Raw genomic sequence first — 18,989 nt, 5'->3', positions numbered from 1 at the left:
AATAAGCGTATGCCGATCGGATCGTTGTCGTCGACGGATGCATCCGCTAATCTGGCCGCGCCGGGCGCGTCGCTTGCTGCGCGTGCTCAAGCTCATCCACGAACAAAAATGAAGATCACGGGAGATCTCATGCGTCTGAAACTCTTCGCCGCGGCCGCCGCGATGGCCATGCTCGCCGCGCCGATGCTCGCGATGTCCAAGCCGCTCACCGTCTGCACCGAATCGAGCCCGGACGGCTTCGATGTCGTGCAATTCAATTCGCTCGTAACGACCAACGCATCGGCGGATGTCATCTTCAATACGCTCGTCTCCTACGACGAAGCCGCGAAGAAGGTCGTGCCCTCGCTCGCGGAAAAGTGGGACGTGACGAGCGACGGGCTCACGTACACATTCCATCTGCGTCCGAACGTTCAGTTTCAGACGACCGATTACTTCAAGCCGACGCGCCCGCTCAGTGCCGACGACGTCGTGTTCACGTTCTCGCGCATGCTCTCGGACGACAATCCGTGGCACAAGATCGCGGGCGCGAGCGGCTTTCCGCACGCGCAGTCGATGGGCCTCGTGAAGCTCATCAAGGCCGTATCGAAAGTCGATGACCATACCGTGAAGTTCGAGCTCAACGAGCCGAACGCGACCTTCGTGCCGATCCTCACGATGGGCTTCGCATCGATCTATTCGGCCGAATATGCGGACAAGCTGCTGAAGGCGAACCAGCAGGTCGATCTGAACAGCAAGCCGATCGGCACCGGCCCGTTCGTGCTGAAGAGCTACACGAAAGATTCGGTCATCCGCTACGACGTGAATCCGTCGTACTGGGGCGCGAAACCGAAGATCGACCGGCTGATCTACGCGATCACGCCCGACGCCGCCGTGCGCGCGCAGAAGATCAAGGCGGGCGAATGCCAGATCGCGCTGTCGCCGAAGCCGCAGGACGTCATCGACGCGAAGAAGGACAAGTCGCTGAAGGTGAGCGAAGCGCCCGCATTCATGACGGCGTTCGTCGCGCTCAACACGCAGAAGAAGCCGCTCGACAATCCGAAGGTGCGTCAGGCGATCAACATGGCCTTCGATCGCACGACCTACATGAAGACCGTGTTCGACAACACGGCGACGCAAGCGGTGAATCCGTATCCGCCGAATACGTGGAGTTACGACAAGAGCATCGAGGCGTACAAATATTCATCCGCCGATGCGAAGAAGCTGCTCGCCGATGCGGGCTTTCCGAACGGTTTCGACACGACGATCTGGGTACGCCCGAACGGCAGCGTGCTCAATCCGAATCCGAAGGCGGGCGCGGAATTGCTGCAAGCCGATCTCGCGAAAATCGGCGTGAAGGCGCAGGTGAAAGTGATCGAATGGGGCGAACTCATCAAGCAGGCGAAGCAGGGTCAGCACGACATGCTGTTCATGGGCTGGGCCGGCGACAACGGCGACCCGGACAACTACATGTCGCCGCTTTTCAGTTGCAACGCGGTGAAGTCGGGCATCAACTTCGCGCGCTATTGCGATCCGCAACTGGACAAGCTCATCGCCGATGGCAAGTCGACCGCCGATGTCGCCAAACGCACGAAGTCGTATGTCGATGCGCAGAAGATCATCCACGATCAGGCGCTGTGGATTCCGCTCGTCTATCCGACGGCGGCGGCGCTCACGCGCGCGAACGTCAGCGGCTATAACGTGAGTCCGTTCGGGCGCGTGAATTTCGGCGCTGTTTCCGTGCAGTAAGCGAAGTCAGGCCGGCGTGAACCGGATCACGCCGTCAGCGCCGGTCTGACGTTTCAGCGTGCCATCGAGCCAAAGCAGGTTCAGATGCGCGAGCGCTTCGCCGAGCGCGAACGTCATCTGATGAATATCGAGCTTGCGCTTGAACATGAGCGGGACGATGTCTGCGGCGCTGCATGGCTTTTGAGCGCACGCGTCGCGCACTTCCGCCAGCCGCGCGCGATGATGCTCGCGCAATTGCCCGATGCGCGTTTGCACGCCGCGAAACGGCTTGCCGTGTGAGGGCAGCGCGAGCGTATCGGCGGGCATGGTTTCGTAGCGGCCGAGCGATTCCAGATACAGCGCAAGCGGATTGCCTTCCGGCTCGACCGCGAACACCGACACGTTTGTCGAAATGCGCGGCAACACCATGTCGCCGGAAATGAGCAACTTGTCGGCGGCGCAGAAAAGCGCGCTGTGCTCCGGCGAATGGCCGTAGCCCGACACCACTTCCCAATTGCGCGCGCCGATACGCATGACATCGCCATCGCGGATACGCCGATATTCCGCCGGAATCGACGGCACGAGCGTCGGGTAATAGCTATCGCGCTTGCGCAGCGCATCGAGCGACGCTTCGTCGGACAGGCCGTGCGCCGCGAAATGCGCCGCCGCTCGCTCGCCGCCCGCGTTCGAGCCGTCGCCGGCGGCCATCACGCGGCCCATCGCGTATTCGCCGAGCGACATCCACAGGCGCACGTTCCATCGATGCTTGTCGCCGCCCGTGCAGATCCAGTCGGCAAGTCCCAGATGATCCGGATGACAATGCGTGACGATCACACGCAGCACCGGCTTTCCATCGAGCACGGAATCGAACACGCGCTCCCAGTTCGCGCGGATCGTATCGCTCGAAATGCCGCAATCGACGACGGTCCAGCCTTTCACACCGTCGATTTCATCGGCGAGCAGCCACAGATTGATGTGATCGAGCGCGAACGGCAGCGGCATGCGCAGCCAGAACACGCCCGGCGCCACTTCCATGACGCCGCCCGATTCGGGCAGCCGGTCCGCGAAAACATAGTCGAGCTGGTGTTCGAGTGCGTTCATTCGGTGCCTGTCTCCGGGTTTGCGCCGCGTTGCAATTTGGCCAAGTTGACGATAACGTAAACGTCCATTCTAACGTTGCGCAGCGCATTTGCGCTGCCGGCCGGCAATGACCCAACCGACGCATTACACGATCACCGAACTGGCGCGCGAGTTCGACATTACGCCGCGCGCCATTCGCTTTTACGAAGATCAGGGGCTGCTCGCGCCGAAGCGCGAAGGCTCGAACGGCCTGCGGCGTGTGTATTCGGCGCGCGATCGCACGCGCCTCAAGCTCACGCTGCGCGGCAAGCGGCTCGGTTTCACGCTGTCGGAAATCCGCACGCTGCTCGATCTGTATGACTCGCCTACCGGCACCGCGACGCAGCTACAGGCTTTCGTCGATACGATCGCGGCGCATCGCGAAGTGCTGCAGCGTCAGCTCGAAGACTTGAACACGACGCTCGCCGAACTTTCCGCGTATGAGGAACAGGGCCGCGCGCTGCTCGCGGCGGGCGCGGAAAAGCGTGCACGCAAACCCAAAGCGGCATAACGCGTGACGCCCGCACAGGAAGCGCAGGGTCGATATGAATCATTTCCCCAAGCTGCTCTCGTCGCAAATCGGCTTCGATGTCGCCAAGACGATACTCGAAGGCTTCGAGCATCATTACCGCGTGTTCCGCGAAGCCGCGATCAAGGCGAAGGAGCTATTCGAGCGCGGCGACTGGCTCGCGTTGCAACAACTGGCGCGCGATCGCATCGCGTCGTATGACGATCGCGTCACGGAATGCGTGACGGCGCTCGAAGACGAATACGACGCGGAGAATATCGAGGACGACGTGTGGCAGCAGATCAAGCTGCATTACATCGGCTTGCTGACGACGCATCGTCAGCCGGAATGCGCGGAAACGTTCTTCAATTCCGTGTGCTGCAAGATCCTGCATCGCTCGTACTTCAACAATGACTTCATCTTTGTGCGGCCGGCCATTTCGACGGAATACATCGAGAACGACGAGCCCGCCGCAAAGCCGACGTATCGCGCGTATTACCCGGAAAAGGACGGCCTCGCCGCGACGCTCGAACGCATCGTCACGAACTTTCAGTTGGAACCGCCGTTCGAGGATTTGCCGCGCGACGTGCAATGCGTGATGCAGGCGCTGCGCGAAGCCTTCGGCGATATCACGCCGGCGCCGAACTTTCAGATTCATGTGCTTTCGTCGCTGTTCTTTCGCAACAAGGCGGCGTATGTCGTCGGGCGGATCATCAACGGCGATGCGCTGCTGCCCTTCGCCATCGCGATCCGGCATACGAAGCCCGGCTTGCTCGCGCTCGATACCGTGCTGCTCTCGCGCGAGCAGGTGCTCATCATCTTCAGCTTCTCGCATTCGTACTTTCTCGTCGATATGGAAGTGCCGTCGGCGTTCGTGCAATTTCTGAGCACGATCATGCCGCGCAAGCCGAAGGCCGAAATCTATACGTCGGTCGGTTTGCAGAAGCAGGGCAAGAACGATTTCTATCGCGACTTGCTGCATCATCTGTCGCACTCGAGCGATAAGTTCATCGTCGCGCCGGGCATCAAGGGACTCGTGATGATCGTCTTCACGCTGCCGTCGTTTCCTTACGTGTTCAAGCTCATCAAGGACGCGTTTCCGCCGCCGAAGGAAACCACGCGGCAGAAGATTCAGGACAAATATCAACTCGTGAAGCGGCACGATCGCGTTGGCCGAATGGCCGATACGCTCGAATATTCGAGCGTCGCGCTGCCGGTCGCGCGCCTCGACGACGCGCTCATCCGCGAACTCGAAAAGGAAGCGCCTTCGATGATCGAATACGAAGGCGACAAGCTCGTCATCCGGCATGTGTATATCGAGCGCCGCATGGTGCCGCTCAATCTCTTCCTGCAGAACGGCAACGCCGACGACGTCGATCACGGCATCAAGGAATATGGCGACGCGATCAAACAGCTGATTCAGGCGAACATCTTCCCCGGCGACATGCTGTACAAGAACTTCGGCGTGACGCGGCACGGTCGCGTGGTGTTCTACGACTACGATGAAATCGAGTATCTGACCGATTGCAACGTGCGCCGCGTCCCTGCGCCGCGCACGGAAGAGGACGAGCTGTCCGGCGAACCGTGGTATACCGTCGGGCCGCACGATATCTTTCCCGAAACGTACGGCACATTTTTGCTCGGCGATCCGCGCGTGCGCGAAGCGTTCATGCGTCATCACGCGGATTTTTTCGATCCCGCGTTCTGGCAGCATCACAAGGAACAACTGCTGCGCGGCGAACTCGCCGATTTCTTTCCCTATGACCGGGACGTCCGATTCTGCATCCGTTACCCGGAGCGTTTCGACGAGCCCGGCCGATCGGACGCGCGCGCCGCGTGAAGCGCGCGGTCCGGCTTTTGACTTTCGAACATGAAACACATTGACGATAAAACGCCGCTTGCTCACCTGTTCGCAAACAATCAGGAATGGGTCGAACGCAAGCTCGCCGAAGACGCCGCTTTCTTCGAGCGCCTCGCGCATCAGCAGACGCCCGAATATCTGTGGATCGGCTGCGCGGACTCGCGCGTGCCGGCCAACGAGATCATCGGCTTGCCGCCGGGCGAAGTCTTCGTGCACAGAAACATCGCGAACGTCGTCGTGCACTCCGATCTCAATTGTCTGTCGGTGATCCAGTTCGCCGTCGATCTGCTGAAGGTGAAGCACATCATGGTCGTCGGCCATTACGGCTGCTCGGGCGTGGGCGCGGCGCTCGTCGGGCGGCGCGTCAGTCTCGCCGATAACTGGCTGCGCCATGTCGAAGACGTGCGCGAAAAGCACGGCGCGCTGCTCGACGAATGGCCGATGGGCGACGCGCGCCATCGCCGTCTCGTGGAGCTGAACACGATCGAGCAGACCATCAACGTGTGCCGCACGACCGTCGTTCAGGACGCATGGGCGCGCGGACAGGAGCTCACCGTGCACGGCTGGACCTACGGCGTGCACGACGGCCGCCTGCGCAACATGGGCATGATGATCGGCGCACCGGCCGAGATCGATCCGGTTTATCAGTCGTGCGTTGCCGCGATGACTCGCAGCGGCGCGCATTCCGCGGAAAACGATGTCCTCGCGTCAGATGCGGCACTTGCCGAACGCTTGGGCGACGTTCCCGAAGTGATCAAGGGCGTCATCAAGGAGCTGAAACATGAGTGAGACAAGGAACGATCCGATCGTCATCGTGTCGGCGGCGCGCACGCCGATGGCCGCGTTTCAGGGCGATTTCGCGTCGCTGACCGCGCCGCAGCTTGGCGCTGCTGCGGTGAAGGCGGCGGTCGAACGCGCGGGATTGAAACCCGAGCAGATCGACGAAGCCATCATGGGCTGCGTGCTGCCCGCCGGTCAGGGTCAGGCGCCCGCGCGTCAGGCGGCGCTCGGCGCGGGCTTGCCGCTATCCACCGGCTGCACGACGATCAACAAGATGTGCGGCTCGGGCATGCGCGCGGCGATGTTCGCGCACGACATGCTGCTGGCCGGATCGGTCGACGTGATCGTCGCGGGCGGCATGGAAAGCATGACGAACGCGCCGTATCTGCTGCCGAAAGCGCGCGGCGGCATGCGCATGGGTCACGGTCAGGTTCTCGATCACATGTTCCTCGACGGCCTCGAAGACGCTTACGAAAAAGGCCGTCTGATGGGCGCGTTCGCGGAGCAATGCGCTTCGTCGTATGCGTTCTCGCGCGAGTCGCAGGATGCGTTCGCGGTCGAATCGCTGCGGCGCGCGCAGCGAGCGAACGACGATGGCTCGTTCGACTGGGAAATCGCGCCCGTGACGGTACAGGGCAGGAAGGGCGAGACGGTGATCGGGCGCGACGAGCAGCCGTTCAAGGCGAACATCGAGAAGATTCCGTCGCTCAAGCCCGCGTTCGCGAAGGACGGCACGGTGACGGCCGCGAATTCGTCGTCGATTTCCGATGGCGCGGCGGCGCTCGTGATGATGCGCGAATCGACCGCGATGCGGCTCGGCGTCACGCCGATCGCGCGTATCGCCGGACACAGCACGTTCGCGCAACAACCGGCCTTGTTCACGACGGCGCCCGTCGGCGCGATCAGCAAGCTCTTCGAGAAAAACGGCTGGCGCGCGGGCGATGTCGATCTGTATGAAATCAACGAAGCGTTCGCCGTCGTGACGATGGCCGCGATGCGTGAGCACGATCTGCCGCATGACAAGGTCAATGTGAACGGCGGCGCGTGCGCGCTCGGGCATCCGATCGGTGCGTCGGGCGCGCGGATTCTTGTGACGCTGCTCGGTGCGTTGAAGGCGCGTGGGCTGAAGCGCGGGGTGGCGAGCTTGTGTATCGGCGGTGGGGAGGCGACGGCGATGGGGGTGGAGTTGGTTTGAGTGTTCCGGGCCGGTCCGGCGCGAGCCGGGCCGCATTCATTCCTATTCGAAGGGATTCAGCATCTCGACGCCCATTCGCTCGAAGTCTCTGACGTTGCGCGTGACCACCGTCAATCCGTGGAAAATGGCCGTTGCACCTATGAGCTTGTCCAAAGCGGGTTCAGGGTGCGGCGCGCGCAGGTTTCCCCATAGCCTGCCGATCTCCTTGCCCGCCGGCAGGATTCTCGCAGGACGTTGTTCACCCACGATTCGAGCTTTTCGGCCTGCCGTTTATCGCCTCTTCGGCGCACCCGCTCGACGCCCTGTCGAAGTTCCGCGACAGTCATGACGGAGAGATGAACGCATCTCTTATCGAGCTTGGCTTGCCGGAAGAACACGCGAACGCCTTCATTGGCGCGTTCTTCGAGTCTCGTTTCACTGATCACGTTCGTATCAGCCAGATACATCGGAGGCTCCTCGTTTCGGATGACGATCGAAGAAGTCGTCCTCCACGTCGAGTTTCGGAAAGTTCAGCAGATGATCGATGAAACGGCTGTTGTACTCGGGACTGTCGATGTATTCCTCGGCCGTCCCTTTGCGGCTTTCGATCTCGAGCTTGCGACGGATGGCAGCCTGTTCCGCGTATTCGCGAATCTCCTCGGCGGTTATATTCCAAGGTAACTCGGCCTTGATGATCTTGAACATGCTCGGCTCCTTATCGATGTTGCGACAGTCGTCACTCTATCGAATTCAATAAGCACGACTAGTCATCCAAACGAAATAAGCGAAATCTCACTCACCCCGCCAGCGACATCGCCACGGCCCGCTTGAACGGCGTCAGCTTCTCTCCGATCCGCAGCATCGCATCGCGCGCGATCCGCGCCGGCAGCGAGTCGCGCGTATAAACCTCCGTGATGAATCGCGTGATCAGATAAAGCGGCCGCGTTTCCTGCCGATGCTTCGCTTCATATCGCGCGAGCAGCCCATCGCCGGCGATGTCGAGCCCCGCCGCCTGCGCGTCGCGAATCGCGCGCGTGAGCGTCTCGATGCCGGCCAGCCCGAAGTTGAACCCGTGCGCCGTGACCGGATGCATGCCGACCGCCGCATCGCCGACCGTCGCAAAACGCTTCGCCACGAAGCGCTTCGGATAAACCGACACCAGCGGATAAACATGCCGCGTCGTGCGCAGCGCCATCGTCCCGAGTCTGCGCTCGAAGCGGCGTTCGATCTCGCGATTGAACGCATCCTCGTCGAGCTTGCTCAGGCGCTCGATGTCGCGCGCCTCGAGCGTCACCACAACCGACGACCGATGCGCGCCCGTCTCCGGATCCGGATTCATCGGCAAGAGCGCGAGCGTCTGCCGGTGGCCGAACCATTCCCACGCCGCGTGATCGTGGGGCACGTCGTGCGTCATGCAGCAGACCAACATCGACTTGCCGAAATCGTGCATGTCGGCGGCGATGCCCATCATGCGGCGCGTCGCGGAGAACCGGCTGTCTGCCGCGACGACGAGCCGCGCCGCGATCGTCTCGCCGCTTTCGAGCCGCACGCGCGCGCCACATGCGTCGGTATCGAGGTCGGTCACGCGTTCGGACGTCATGATGCGGACGTCCGCGCTCACTGCTTCGAACGCGGCGCGCCGGATCAGATGATTCGACACGAGCCAACCGAGCTCGTCGTGACCGGAAAGCGCATGACCGATTTTCATCGCGAACGGCGACGATCCGTTGAAAACGCGCGCATCGGCCAACTGCGATTTCGCGTGCGCGTCGATGCGCTCCCACACGCCGAGCGTCTTGAGAAACGCGACGGATTTCTGCGTCAACGCGATCTCGCGGCCGTCGAAGGCGGGCTCGCGCAGCGCGTCGTGGCTTTGCTGCTCGACGAACACGATCGACAAACCCGCGCCGCTCAGCGCGTTCGCGAGACACAAGCCCGCCGGCCCCGCGCCGACGATCACGACATCGGTTTGCATCATCTTTCCGGTCCTGCTGTTTGAAAGCGCACAACGATAGCCGAAAGGCCGAACGGCGATCCGCGACAGCGGGTCGCGCGTTATATTCACGAAGTCTGTTCACACAAGGAACATGTCGCTCATGAAAACGGTTCTGATCGTCGGCGCGTCGCGCGGCCTCGGCCACGAATTCGCACGCGAATATTGTCGCGACGGCTGGCGCGTGCTCGCCACGGCCCGCGATAAAACCTCGCTCTCCGCGCTCGACGCGATGGGTGCGCAAACCTTCCCGCTCGACGTCACGCAGCCCGAGCAGATCGCCGCGCTCGCCTGGCAACTGGACGAGGAAAAGCTGAATGTCGCGATCGTCGTGTCGGGCGTGTATGGACCGCGCACCGAAGGCGTCGAGACGATCGGCGCGGAGGACTTCGATCAGGTCATGCACACCAACGTGCGTGGTCCGATGCAACTGATTCCCGTGCTCCTGCCGCTGACCGACGCCGCGAACGGCGTGCTCGCGGTCGTGTCGAGCAAGATGGGCAGCATCGCCGAGACGAGCGGCACGACCGGCTGGCTGTATCGCGCGAGCAAGGCGGCGCTCAATTCCGCGCTGAAGGTGGCGTCGCTGGAATCGCGGCATTCGGCGTGCATCGCGCTGCATCCGGGCTGGGTTCGCACGGAAATGGGCGGGCCATCGGCGGCGATCGACGTCGCGCGCAGCGTCGCCGGCATGCGCGCGGTGATCGCCGAAGCGGGCGCGCTGCGCGAGGAATTCAATGGGACTTTCGTGCAGTACGACGGCACGAAGATCGAATGGTGAACAAGGAGTGAATGTGACCTATCAGGTACACGGCGTTTCGGCATCGGGCAACTGTCACAAGGTTCGCCTCGTCCTCGAACAGCTCGGCCAGCCTTATGTCTGGCACGAAGTCGACATGATGAACGGCGCAACTCGCACCGACGAATTCAAAAAGCTGAATCCGAACGGCAAGGTGCCGGTGCTCGTCATCGACGAGAACACGACGCTCTCCGAATCGGACGCGATTCTCTGCTATCTCGCCGACGGCACGCCGCTCATGCCCGACGACCGGCTCGAACGCGCGCAAGTGCTGCAGTGGATGTTCTTCGAGCAGTACAGCCACGAGCCGTATGTCGCGGTGGCGCGCTTCATCCTGCAGTTTCAGAAGAATCCCGGCGACGCGCGACTGCCGGAGAAGATCGCCGGTTCGTATCGCGCGCTCGACGTGATGGAGCGGCATTTGTCGACGCGCACGTTTTTAGTCGGCGAGCGCTACACCGTCGCCGATATCGCGCTGTACGCGTACACGCATGTCGCGGATCAGGCGAATCTCGATCTGTCGCGCTATCCGGCGATCCGCGCGTGGCTCGAACGCGTGCGCAGCCAGCCGCGCCATGTCGTCATGCCGGGTGTCGATCAATGAAACTCGTGGAATGTCCGTGCGGCGGCGCCGCGCCCGGCCAGCGGCCTGACGCGCGCGCGCCGCGTTACGACGCGTGTTGCGGACGATTCATCGAAGGCGGCGAAAAGCCCGCGAACGCAATGGAACTGATGCGCTCGCGCTACACCGCCTACGTGCTCGGCGACACCGCGTATCTGCGCGCGACCTGGGCGGAAGCGACCTGCCCGCCCGATCTCGACGCCTCCGACGCCGGCACGCGCTGGCTCGGCTTGCAGATCAAACGCCACACGCCGACCGACGCGAATCACGAGGAAGTCGAGTTCGTCGCGCGCTACAAGGTCGGCGGGCGCGCGCATCGTTTGCACGAAGCCAGCCGCTTCACGCGAGACAGCGCCGGAAACTGGATCTATGTTGATGGTCAGATTAAAGAAAACTAAATATTCCTTTAAGAAATATGCTGTGGCACGCGGTATTAATTTCCTAAGAATTTCCTTACAGATTAAACAGTTACGGGGTTTCTCTTATTGTGCAGTGCAATTTTGAACGGTTAATCTGTGTTCACGTCAGGGCGCTGTCATTCCCGTGCCCGGACACTCGCAGCGAAGCCCCGTTTTGAAGCCAATTGTCATGCCTTTTCAGGGCATGACTCCCGGAACCCGCAGCCGATACTGCTCTCATCGAGCAGCGCGATAGGTTTGTGACTTCAAAAAGACGTTCGGGGCTCGCCGTATCAACGTCCTTTGGAAGCGCAGTCGGAGTTCACGGATGGCGATCAGAACCTGGTTGGTCGGATGCAGCATGGTGTGCGCGCTCGCGGCATCGCTCGTCACGTCCGCCGTGCGTGCCGAACCGGTCGGCGGCGTGCGTCAATCCGAAGGTCTGCAGGCGCCCGCGTTCGGCCAGACGCTCTCGCAGATTCCCGATTCGCTCGATGCCGGCCTGCCCGTCGTCGCGATCGGACTGAACGAAAGCGTCATCGAGATTCCCGAAGCCGACATCTCGCTCGAAACCACCGTGTTCAAGCCGGACGGCGCCGGCCCGTTCCCGATGATCGTCTTCAATCACGGCAAGCTCCCCGGCGATTCGCACGCGCAACCGCGCAATCGCCCGGTCGCGCTCGCGCGTGAATTCGTGCGCCACGGCTATGTCGTCGTCGTGCCGAACCGGCGCGGCTTCGCGGGCTCGGGCGGCGATTACACCGGCCACGGCTGCGACGTCGAGGCGAACGGGTTCGCGCAAGCGCAGGACGTCGCCGCGACCATCGCCTATATGAGCCAGCAAGCGTATGTCGACAAGACGCATATCGTCGTCGCGGGCACGTCGCACGGCGGTTTGACGACCATCGCCTACGGCGCGCGCGATGCCGTCGCGGCGCCCGGCGTGCGCGGTCTCATCAATTTCTCGGGCGGGCTGCGTCAGGACGAATGCGGCGACTGGCGGAAGAATCTCGTCAACGCGTTCGGCGATTACGGGCAGAACGTGCGCCTGCCGTCGCTGTGGCTCTACGGCGACAACGATTCGGTCTGGGACGGCGACTTGTCCGCGCAGATGTACACCGCGTTCACCGCGCACGGCGCGCGCGCCAACATGGTCGATTTCGGCAGCTACAAGAACGACGCGCATCGGCTCGTCGGCGACCGCGACGGCGTGCAGATCTGGTGGCCGCGCGTGAAGGCCTTCCTCGCGCAGATCGGCATGCCGACCGCCGTGCAATATCAGGTGGCCGAGCCGCGCATGCCGAACGCGACGCACTTCGCGGACCTCGATTCCGTGCAGGCCGTGCCGTTCGTCGATGAAAACGGCCGCGCCGGTTATCGCAACTTCCTTTCGCAGTATTCGAGCCGCGCGTTCGCCGTGTCCGATTCGGGCGCGTGGTCGTGGGCCGAAGGCGGCGACGATCCGATGGCCGTCGCCATCGCGAGCTGCCAGAAGCAGAGCGCCGATCCGTGCCGGCTGTACGCGGTGAATAATCGCGTCGTCTGGAACGATCAGGCCGCCGAGACGCAGACGGCGTCACGCTAGAACACCTTTTCCGCCTGTCGGGAACGCCGGCCTTCGCGCCGGCGTTTTTGCGTCGATCGCACGTTAAGCGACCCATTTGGCCGACGTTGCACGCGATAGCGCGTTTTCGCATTTCCATTGCGCGCGCACGCATGTCCAAAAAACCTTCCGAATACGGAAGGTCGGCCATGTTTTAGGGATAATTGACTCGCGCAGTTTTCACGCAGTTTCCCCGTAACGCAGGCGCCTGGCGCTTGCCCGATGTATCCGGCCCGCATCGCGCGCGCGGGCCTGGGAGCCGTTTTTGAACACAGAAGCCAATCAGGACTGGGTTGCCCGCTCGCTTGCGGCCGTGTGGCATCCGTGCACCCAGATGAAACATCACGAGCGCGTGCCGCTCGTGCCGATCGCGCGCGGCAAGGGCGCGTGGCTCTACGACCACGAAGGCCACCGCTATCTCGATGCGATCAGTTCGTGGTGGGTCAATCTCTTCGGCCACGCGAACGACGACATCAACCGCGCGCTCAAGGATCAACTCGACACGCTCGAACACGCGATGCTCGCGGGCTGCACGCACGCGCCGGCCGTCGAACTGGCCGAGCGTCTTTGCGCGCTCACCGATCGCACGCTCGGCCATGCGTTTTTCGCGTCCGATGGCGCGTCGGCGGTCGAGATCGCGCTGAAGATGAGCTTTCACTTCTGGCGCAATCGCGGCGCAAGCGAGAAGCGCGAATTCGCGTGTCTCGCGAACAGCTATCACGGCGAAACGATCGGCGCGCTCGGCGTGACGGACGTCGCCATTTTCAAGGACGCTTACGATCCGCTGATCCGTCACGCGCATGTGGTCGCGTCGCCGGCGGCGGTCGGCATCGACGAAGCCATCGCCGCGATGCGCGCGCTCTTCGGGCAGCGCGCGTCGCAGCTTGCGGCCGTGATCGTCGAGCCGCTCGTGCAGTGCGCGGCCGGCATGTCGATGTACGACGCGTCGTATCTCACGCGTTTGCGCGCGCTGTGCGACGAATTCGGCGTGCATCTGATCGCCGATGAAATCGCGGTCGGCTGCGGGCGCACCGGCACTTTTTTCGCGTGCGAGCAGGCGGGCATCTGGCCTGATTTCATCTGCTTGTCGAAGGGCATCAGCGGCGGATACTTGCCGCTTTCGATCGTGCTCACGCGCGACGACATCTACGCCGCGTTCTACGACGACGACGTCACGCGCGGCTTTCTGCATTCGCATTCGTACACGGGCAATCCGCTCGCGTGCCGCGCCGCGCTGGCGACGCTCGATCTGTTCGACAGCGCGAACGTGCTCGCGGAAAACAAACGCAAATCGGCGTTGCTGGGCGAGGCGTTGCGCGCGCGCGTCGGCGGGCACGAACGCGTGAAGAATCTGCGCAATTGCGGCACGATCTTCGCGTTCGATGTCGATATCGACGACAAGACGTTCTCGCGCCGCTTCTTCGCAAACGCGTTGCAGCGCGAACTGCTGATGCGCCCCATCGGCGCGACGGTCTACATGATGCCGCCGTACATCCTCTCCGACGACGAACTGCTGCTCCTCGCGCAACGCACGCGCGAAACGCTCGACGCCACGCTCGCGGGGGTCGCAGCATGAGCACGACAGCGAGAGCGTTGTACGAAACGCTCGAACAGGGCTTGAACGATATCGATGCGCGCGGCCTGCGGCGTCGCCGCAAGACGATCGACGGCGCCTGTTCCGCGCACATGACCGTCGATGGCCGCGCGATCGTCGGCTTCGCGAGCAACGATTATCTCGGCCTCGCCGCGCACGATGCGATTCGCGCGGCGCTCGCCGAAGGCGCGTCGCTTTTCGGCGCGGGCAGCGGCGGCTCGCATCTGCTGGGCGGCCATTCACGCGCGCACGCGCAACTCGAAGACGATCTCGCCGCGTTCTCGGGCGGTTTCGTCGACAGCCCGCGCGCGCTTTACTTCAGCACCGGCTACATGGCGAACCTCGCGGTCGTCACGGCGCTCGCCGGACGCGGCACGCTCGTGTTTTCGGACGCGCTCAATCACGCATCGCTGATCGACGGCGTGCGCCTGTCGCGCGCGCAAACGCAGATTTATCCGCACGCCGACATCGACGCGCTCGACGCGATGCTCGACGCCTCCCGCGACGAAACGGCGACGAAGCTCATCGTCACCGACACGGTGTTCAGCATGGACGGCGATATCGCGCCGCTCGCGCGTCTCGTCGAGCTTGCGGAGAAGTACGGCGCGTGGCTCGTCGTCGACGACGCGCACGGCTTCGGCGTGCTCGGCCCGCAAGGACGCGGCGCGCTGGCGCATTACGCACTGCGCTCGCCGCATCTCGTCTATGTCGGCACGCTCGGCAAGGCGGCGGGCGTGTCGGGCGCGTTCGTCGCGGCGGATGAAACCGTCATCGAATGGCTCATTCAGCGCGCGCGTCCGTATATCTTCACGACGGCGTCCGCGCCGGCGGTCGCGCATGCGGTGTCGAAGAGCATCGAAATCATCGCGGGCGATGAAGGCGACGCGCGCCGCGCGCACCTCGCGTCGCTGATCGACACCACGCGCGCGATGCTGAAACGCACGCGCTGGATGCCGGTCGATTCGCATACCGCCGTGCAGCCGCTCGTGATCGGCGGCAACGACGAAACGCTGGAAATCGCCGCCGCGCTCGACAAGCAAGGCCTCTGGGTTCCGGCGATTCGTCCGCCGACGGTTCCGGCGGGCACGTCGCGCCTGCGCATTTCCCTTTCCGCCGCGCACAGCGACGACGATCTTGCGCGGCTCGATCACGCGTTAAACGCTTTGAATACGCTATGACCGCTTTATCCCTGTTCGTCGCCGGAACCGATACGGAAATCGGCAAGACGCTCGTCTCTTGCGCGCTGCTGCACGGCTTCGCGCGCGCGGGCCTTTCCGCCGCCGCGATGAAGCCGATCGCGTCGGGCGCGGTCGAGCGCGACGGCGTGCTGCACAACGAAGACGCCGATCAGCTCGACGCCGCCGCGAACGTCGCGCTGCCGAACGACATCCGCACGCCGTTCATGATGCGCGAGCCGATCGCGCCGCATATCGCTGGGGCGCGCGAAGGCGTGGCGCTCGACATCGGGCGCATTGTGCGAGCGCATCAGTTCGCGATGACGAAAGCGGATATCGTCGTGGTGGAAGGCGTCGGCGGTTTTCGCGTGCCGCTCACCGACACGCACGACACCGCCGATCTCGCCGTCGCGCTGAATCTGCCGGTCGTGCTCGTCGTCGGCATGCGGCTCGGCTGCATCAGCCATGCGTTGCTGACGGTCGAAGCCATCGCGTCGCGCGGCCTGAAGCTCGCCGGCTGGGTGGCGAATCGCGTCGATCCGAATATGCTGTATCCCGACGAAAACATCGCAACACTGAAACAACGCATCAAGGCGCCGCTCATCGGCGTGATTCCGCATCTCGCGGCACCCGATGCAACGCGCGCCGCCGATTCGCTCGATATCGGCGCTCTGACCGACTCGCTTCATCAAAAGGATTGAATTCATGACACAGCAAATCGCCACTGAGACCACCTCGAAAACCACGCCGCAACCGATGCAGCGCTGGCGCGTCGCCGATGTCGTCGCGCTGTACGAACTGCCGTTCAACGATCTGCTCTTCCGCGCGCAGACCGTGCATCGCGAACACTTCGATCCGAACGCGGTGCAGTTGTCCACGCTGCTGTCGATCAAGACGGGCGGCTGCGAGGAAGATTGCGCGTACTGTCCGCAGTCGGTGCATCACGACACCGGCCTCAAGGCCGAAAAACTGATGGACGTCGATGAAGTCCTGAAGGCAGCCGAAGTCGCGAAGTCGAACGGTGCGACGCGCTTTTGCATGGGCGCGGCGTGGCGCAATCCGAAGGATCGCCATCTCGAGCCGATCAAGGACATGATTCGCGGCGTGAAGGCGATGGGCCTCGAAACCTGCGTGACGCTCGGCATGCTCGAAGCGCATCAGGCGCAAGGCTTGCGCGACGCCGGCCTCGATTACTACAACCACAATCTCGACACGTCGCCGGAGTTCTACGGCCAGATCATTTCGACGCGCACGTATCAGGATCGCCTCGATACGCTCGAACACGTTCGCGACGCGGGCATCAACGTGTGCTGTGGCGGGATCGTCGGCATGGGCGAATCGCGACGCGAACGCGCGGGACTGATCTCGCAGCTCGCGAACATGGAGCCGTATCCGGAATCGGTGCCGATCAACAATCTCGTGCAGGTCGCGGGCACGCCGCTCACCGGCGTCGACGCGCTCGATCCGTTCGAGTTCGTGAGGACGATCGCGGTCGCGCGCATCACGATGCCGAAGGCGATGGTGCGTCTGTCCGCCGGACGCGAGCAGATGGATGAAGCGTTGCAGGCGCTGTGCTTCGCGGCGGGCGCAAACTCGATCTTCTACGGCGATCAGCTTCTGACGACGAGCAACCCGCAAGCCGAAGCCGACCGCAAGCTGATCGAGCGCCTCGGCATGCGCGCGGAAGCCGCGCAGAACGCCGGCGCGCAGGAAGCCGAACGCGGTTGCGGACACAAGCACGCGAACTAAACGGAAAACGGACGCGGCCATGAAAATCATCTTCTACGAGAAGGGCGCCGATATCGACGCGTGGCTCGGCGGCCTGAAACGCGAGTTGCCCGATGCGGACCTGCGCGTATGGGAGCCGGGCGACACCGCGAGCGCCGACTACGCGATCGTGTGGCGCGCGCCGCGCGAGCTCTTTGCCAATCGTCCCGATCTTCAGGCCGTGTTCAATCTCGGCGCGGGCGTCGACGCGATTCTCGATGTCGAGCGCCGCGAACCCGGCACGCTGCCGCCGAACGCGAAGCTCGTGCGTCTCGAAGACACCGGCATGGCGCAGCAGATGGTCGAATACGCGACGTACTGCGTGCTGCGCTACCTGCGCCGCTTCGACGAATACGACGCCCTGCAACGCGAAGGCCGCTGGGAAAAACTGCCGCAGCACGCGCGCGAATCGTTCACTGTCGGCGTGCTCGGGCTCGGCGTGCTCGGCGCGGAAGTCGCGAAGGGTTTGCTGAAACTCGGCGTGCCCGTGCGCGGATACAGCCGCACGCCGAAGACGATCGAAGGCGTCCACGTTCACGCGGGCGCGGACGAATTCGACGCGTTTCTCGACGGCGTAAAAGTGCTCATCAATCTGTTGCCGCACACGCCGGACACCGAAGGCATTCTGAACGCGCGCACGTTCGGCAAGCTCGCGCGCGGCGCGTATCTGGTGAACGTGGCGCGCGGCCCGCATCTCGTCGATGCCGATCTCATCGCCGCGCTCGACAGCGGCCAGATCGCCGCCGCGACGCTCGATGTCTTCCACACCGAGCCGCTGCCGCAGGAACATCCGTTCTGGACGCATCCGCGCGTGTCGGTGACGCCGCATATTTCGGCGGAAACGCTGCGCGAGGAAAGCATCGTGCAGATCGCCGGCAAGATCAAAGCGCTCGCGCGCGGCGAGCCGATCAGCGGCATCGTCGATTTCAAGCGCGGGTACTGAGACCACATCGAAAGGAGACAGAGACATGATTCCGTCAAAAGTGAAAATCGTCGAAGTCGGGCCGCGCGACGGCCTGCAGAACGAAAAGGAATTCGTGCCCACCGAAACCAAAATCGAGCTCGTGAACCGGCTCGCGCGGGCGGGCATCGTGAACGTGGAATCGACATCGTTCGTGTCGCCGAAATGGGTGCCGCAAATGTCCGACGCCGCCGCACTCATGGCCGGCGTCGAGCGCCGTCCGGGCACGATCTACTCCGTGCTCACGCCGAACATGCGCGGCTTCGAAGGCGCGCTCGAAGCCAAAGCCGATGAAATCGTGATCTTCGGCGCGGCGAGCGAGGCGTTCTCGCAGAAGAACATCAATTGCAGCATCGCGGAGAGCATCGCGCGCTTCGAGCCGGTCGCGAAAGCCGCGAAGGACGCCGGCATGCGGCTGCGCGGATCCATCTCGTGCGCGCTCGGCTGTCCGTATCAGGGCGAAGTGAGCATCGAATCGGTCGTGGATGTCGTCGAACGCATGAAAGCGCTCGGCTGCGACGAGATCGATATCGCCGATACCATCGGCGTCGGCACGCCCAAACGCACGCGCGAAGTGCTCGCGGCAGCGCAGAAAGCGTTTCCGCGCGAGCGCCTTTCCGGACATTTCCACGACACGTACGGGCAAGCCATCGGCAACATTTATGCGGCGCTGCTCGAAGGCATCGAGATCTTCCACGCGTCGGTGGCGGGGCTCGGCGGCTGTCCATATGCGAAGGGCGCGACCGGGAATGTCGCGACCGAAGACGTCGTGTATCTGATGAACGGGCTCGGCATCGAGACCGGCGTCGATCTGGATCAGCTCGTCGATATCGGCGATTTCATTTCGCGCGCGATCGGCAAGCCGAGTTCGTCGCGTGCAGGAAAGGCGATCTTCACGAAGAAACGCGACGGCGCCGCCGCCTGCGTCTGA

19 protein-coding genes are annotated in these 18,989 nt (G+C 63.2%); 15 read left to right on the top strand and 4 right to left on the bottom strand.

The window, feature by feature from the left end:
* Nucleotides 1-129: 129 nt before the first annotated feature.
* The gene (locus QCE49_RS00415; RefSeq protein WP_250433892.1) at nucleotides 130-1,725 is read left to right on the top strand and encodes an ABC transporter substrate-binding protein; all 1,596 of its coding nucleotides are present in this window, start codon (nucleotides 130-132) and stop codon (nucleotides 1,723-1,725) included.
* A 6-nt stretch (nucleotides 1,726-1,731) separates the two neighbouring features.
* On the opposite strand, the gene QCE49_RS00410 is transcribed toward QCE49_RS00415, so the two are convergent.
* Nucleotides 1,732-2,805 (bottom strand): MBL fold metallo-hydrolase, encoded by a 1,074-nt coding sequence (locus QCE49_RS00410; RefSeq protein ID WP_250456641.1) that lies wholly within the window; start codon nucleotides 2,803-2,805, stop codon nucleotides 1,732-1,734.
* A gap of 106 nt (nucleotides 2,806-2,911) precedes the next feature.
* Between QCE49_RS00410 and QCE49_RS00405 the strand changes: the two genes are divergently transcribed.
* From QCE49_RS00405 to QCE49_RS00390, 4 genes are read left to right on the top strand one after another with little or no spacing between them, the layout of a single operon-like run.
* Nucleotides 2,912-3,334 (top strand): MerR family DNA-binding transcriptional regulator, encoded by a 423-nt coding sequence (locus QCE49_RS00405; RefSeq protein ID WP_008351922.1) that lies wholly within the window; start codon nucleotides 2,912-2,914, stop codon nucleotides 3,332-3,334.
* A 34-nt stretch (nucleotides 3,335-3,368) separates the two neighbouring features.
* Complete coding sequence (aceK, locus tag QCE49_RS00400; protein ID WP_008351924.1) at nucleotides 3,369-5,171, top strand: bifunctional isocitrate dehydrogenase kinase/phosphatase; 1,803 nt, start codon at nucleotides 3,369-3,371, stop codon at nucleotides 5,169-5,171.
* A 30-nt stretch (nucleotides 5,172-5,201) separates the two neighbouring features.
* Nucleotides 5,202-5,981, top strand: a complete 780-nt coding sequence (gene can / locus QCE49_RS00395) for a carbonate dehydratase (protein ID WP_250456642.1) — start codon at nucleotides 5,202-5,204, stop codon at nucleotides 5,979-5,981.
* Entirely contained in the window at nucleotides 5,974-7,167 is a 1,194-nt protein-coding gene (locus tag QCE49_RS00390; protein WP_250433439.1) for an acetyl-CoA C-acetyltransferase, read from the top strand. The genes can and QCE49_RS00390 overlap by 8 nt, the downstream gene beginning before the upstream one ends.
* A gap of 137 nt (nucleotides 7,168-7,304) precedes the next feature.
* Here the strand turns inward: QCE49_RS00390 and QCE49_RS00385 are convergent, their stop codons facing one another.
* The 3 genes from QCE49_RS00385 to ubiM all read right to left on the bottom strand — a co-directional run bounded on the left by QCE49_RS00385 (nucleotide 7,305) and on the right by ubiM (nucleotide 9,124).
* Entirely contained in the window at nucleotides 7,305-7,613 is a 309-nt protein-coding gene (locus tag QCE49_RS00385) for a hypothetical protein (RefSeq protein WP_409017121.1), read from the bottom strand.
* Nucleotides 7,600-7,851, bottom strand: a complete 252-nt coding sequence (locus QCE49_RS00380; RefSeq protein ID WP_250438849.1) for a hypothetical protein — start codon at nucleotides 7,849-7,851, stop codon at nucleotides 7,600-7,602. The genes QCE49_RS00385 and QCE49_RS00380 overlap by 14 nt, the downstream gene beginning before the upstream one ends.
* Nucleotides 7,852-7,942: 91 nt before the next feature.
* Nucleotides 7,943-9,124, bottom strand: coding sequence for a 5-demethoxyubiquinol-8 5-hydroxylase UbiM (ubiM, locus tag QCE49_RS00375; protein ID WP_008351932.1), 1,182 nt, complete (start codon nucleotides 9,122-9,124; stop codon nucleotides 7,943-7,945).
* Between the two features lie 118 nt (nucleotides 9,125-9,242).
* Between ubiM and QCE49_RS00370 the strand changes: the two genes are divergently transcribed.
* From QCE49_RS00370 to QCE49_RS00325, 10 genes are all read left to right on the top strand, one after another.
* Nucleotides 9,243-9,920 carry an SDR family oxidoreductase gene (locus QCE49_RS00370; protein ID WP_008351935.1) on the top strand — a complete coding sequence of 226 codons (678 nt, stop codon included), beginning with the start codon at nucleotides 9,243-9,245 and terminating at the stop codon, nucleotides 9,918-9,920.
* Nucleotides 9,921-9,933: 13 nt separating this feature from the next.
* On the top strand, nucleotides 9,934-10,542 hold the full coding sequence (locus QCE49_RS00365; protein WP_008351936.1) for a glutathione S-transferase family protein: 609 nt from the start codon (nucleotides 9,934-9,936) through the stop codon (nucleotides 10,540-10,542).
* Entirely contained in the window at nucleotides 10,539-10,958 is a 420-nt protein-coding gene (locus QCE49_RS00360) for a YchJ family protein (protein WP_250438846.1), read from the top strand. The genes QCE49_RS00365 and QCE49_RS00360 overlap by 4 nt, the downstream gene beginning before the upstream one ends.
* 328 nt (nucleotides 10,959-11,286) lie before the next feature.
* Nucleotides 11,287-12,543, top strand: coding sequence for a dienelactone hydrolase family protein (locus tag QCE49_RS00355; RefSeq protein WP_034470383.1), 1,257 nt, complete (start codon nucleotides 11,287-11,289; stop codon nucleotides 12,541-12,543).
* A gap of 283 nt (nucleotides 12,544-12,826) precedes the next feature.
* Nucleotides 12,827-14,137, top strand: coding sequence for an adenosylmethionine--8-amino-7-oxononanoate transaminase (locus QCE49_RS00350; RefSeq protein WP_309805622.1), 1,311 nt, complete (start codon nucleotides 12,827-12,829; stop codon nucleotides 14,135-14,137).
* Complete coding sequence (bioF, locus tag QCE49_RS00345; RefSeq protein ID WP_250456644.1) at nucleotides 14,134-15,333, top strand: 8-amino-7-oxononanoate synthase; 1,200 nt, start codon at nucleotides 14,134-14,136, stop codon at nucleotides 15,331-15,333. Before QCE49_RS00350 ends, bioF begins: the two co-directional genes overlap by 4 nt.
* Nucleotides 15,330-16,031, top strand: coding sequence for a dethiobiotin synthase (bioD, locus tag QCE49_RS00340; RefSeq protein ID WP_034470374.1), 702 nt, complete (start codon nucleotides 15,330-15,332; stop codon nucleotides 16,029-16,031). The genes bioF and bioD overlap by 4 nt, the downstream gene beginning before the upstream one ends.
* A 4-nt stretch (nucleotides 16,032-16,035) precedes the next feature.
* A complete protein-coding gene (gene bioB / locus QCE49_RS00335; protein WP_008351947.1) occupies nucleotides 16,036-17,079 on the top strand; it encodes a biotin synthase BioB in 1,044 nt (347 codons plus the stop codon).
* A gap of 19 nt (nucleotides 17,080-17,098) precedes the next feature.
* Nucleotides 17,099-18,040 carry a glyoxylate/hydroxypyruvate reductase A gene (locus QCE49_RS00330; RefSeq protein WP_008351949.1) on the top strand — a complete coding sequence of 314 codons (942 nt, stop codon included), beginning with the start codon at nucleotides 17,099-17,101 and terminating at the stop codon, nucleotides 18,038-18,040.
* A gap of 25 nt (nucleotides 18,041-18,065) precedes the next feature.
* Entirely contained in the window at nucleotides 18,066-18,989 is a 924-nt protein-coding gene (locus tag QCE49_RS00325) for a hydroxymethylglutaryl-CoA lyase (RefSeq protein WP_175979729.1), read from the top strand.

It is taken from the genome of Caballeronia sp. LZ008 (assembly GCF_031451435.1).
Taxonomy (GTDB): Bacteria; Pseudomonadota; Gammaproteobacteria; order Burkholderiales; family Burkholderiaceae; genus Caballeronia; species Caballeronia zhejiangensis.
This window is presented reverse-complemented; position numbering and strand designations above follow the sequence as displayed.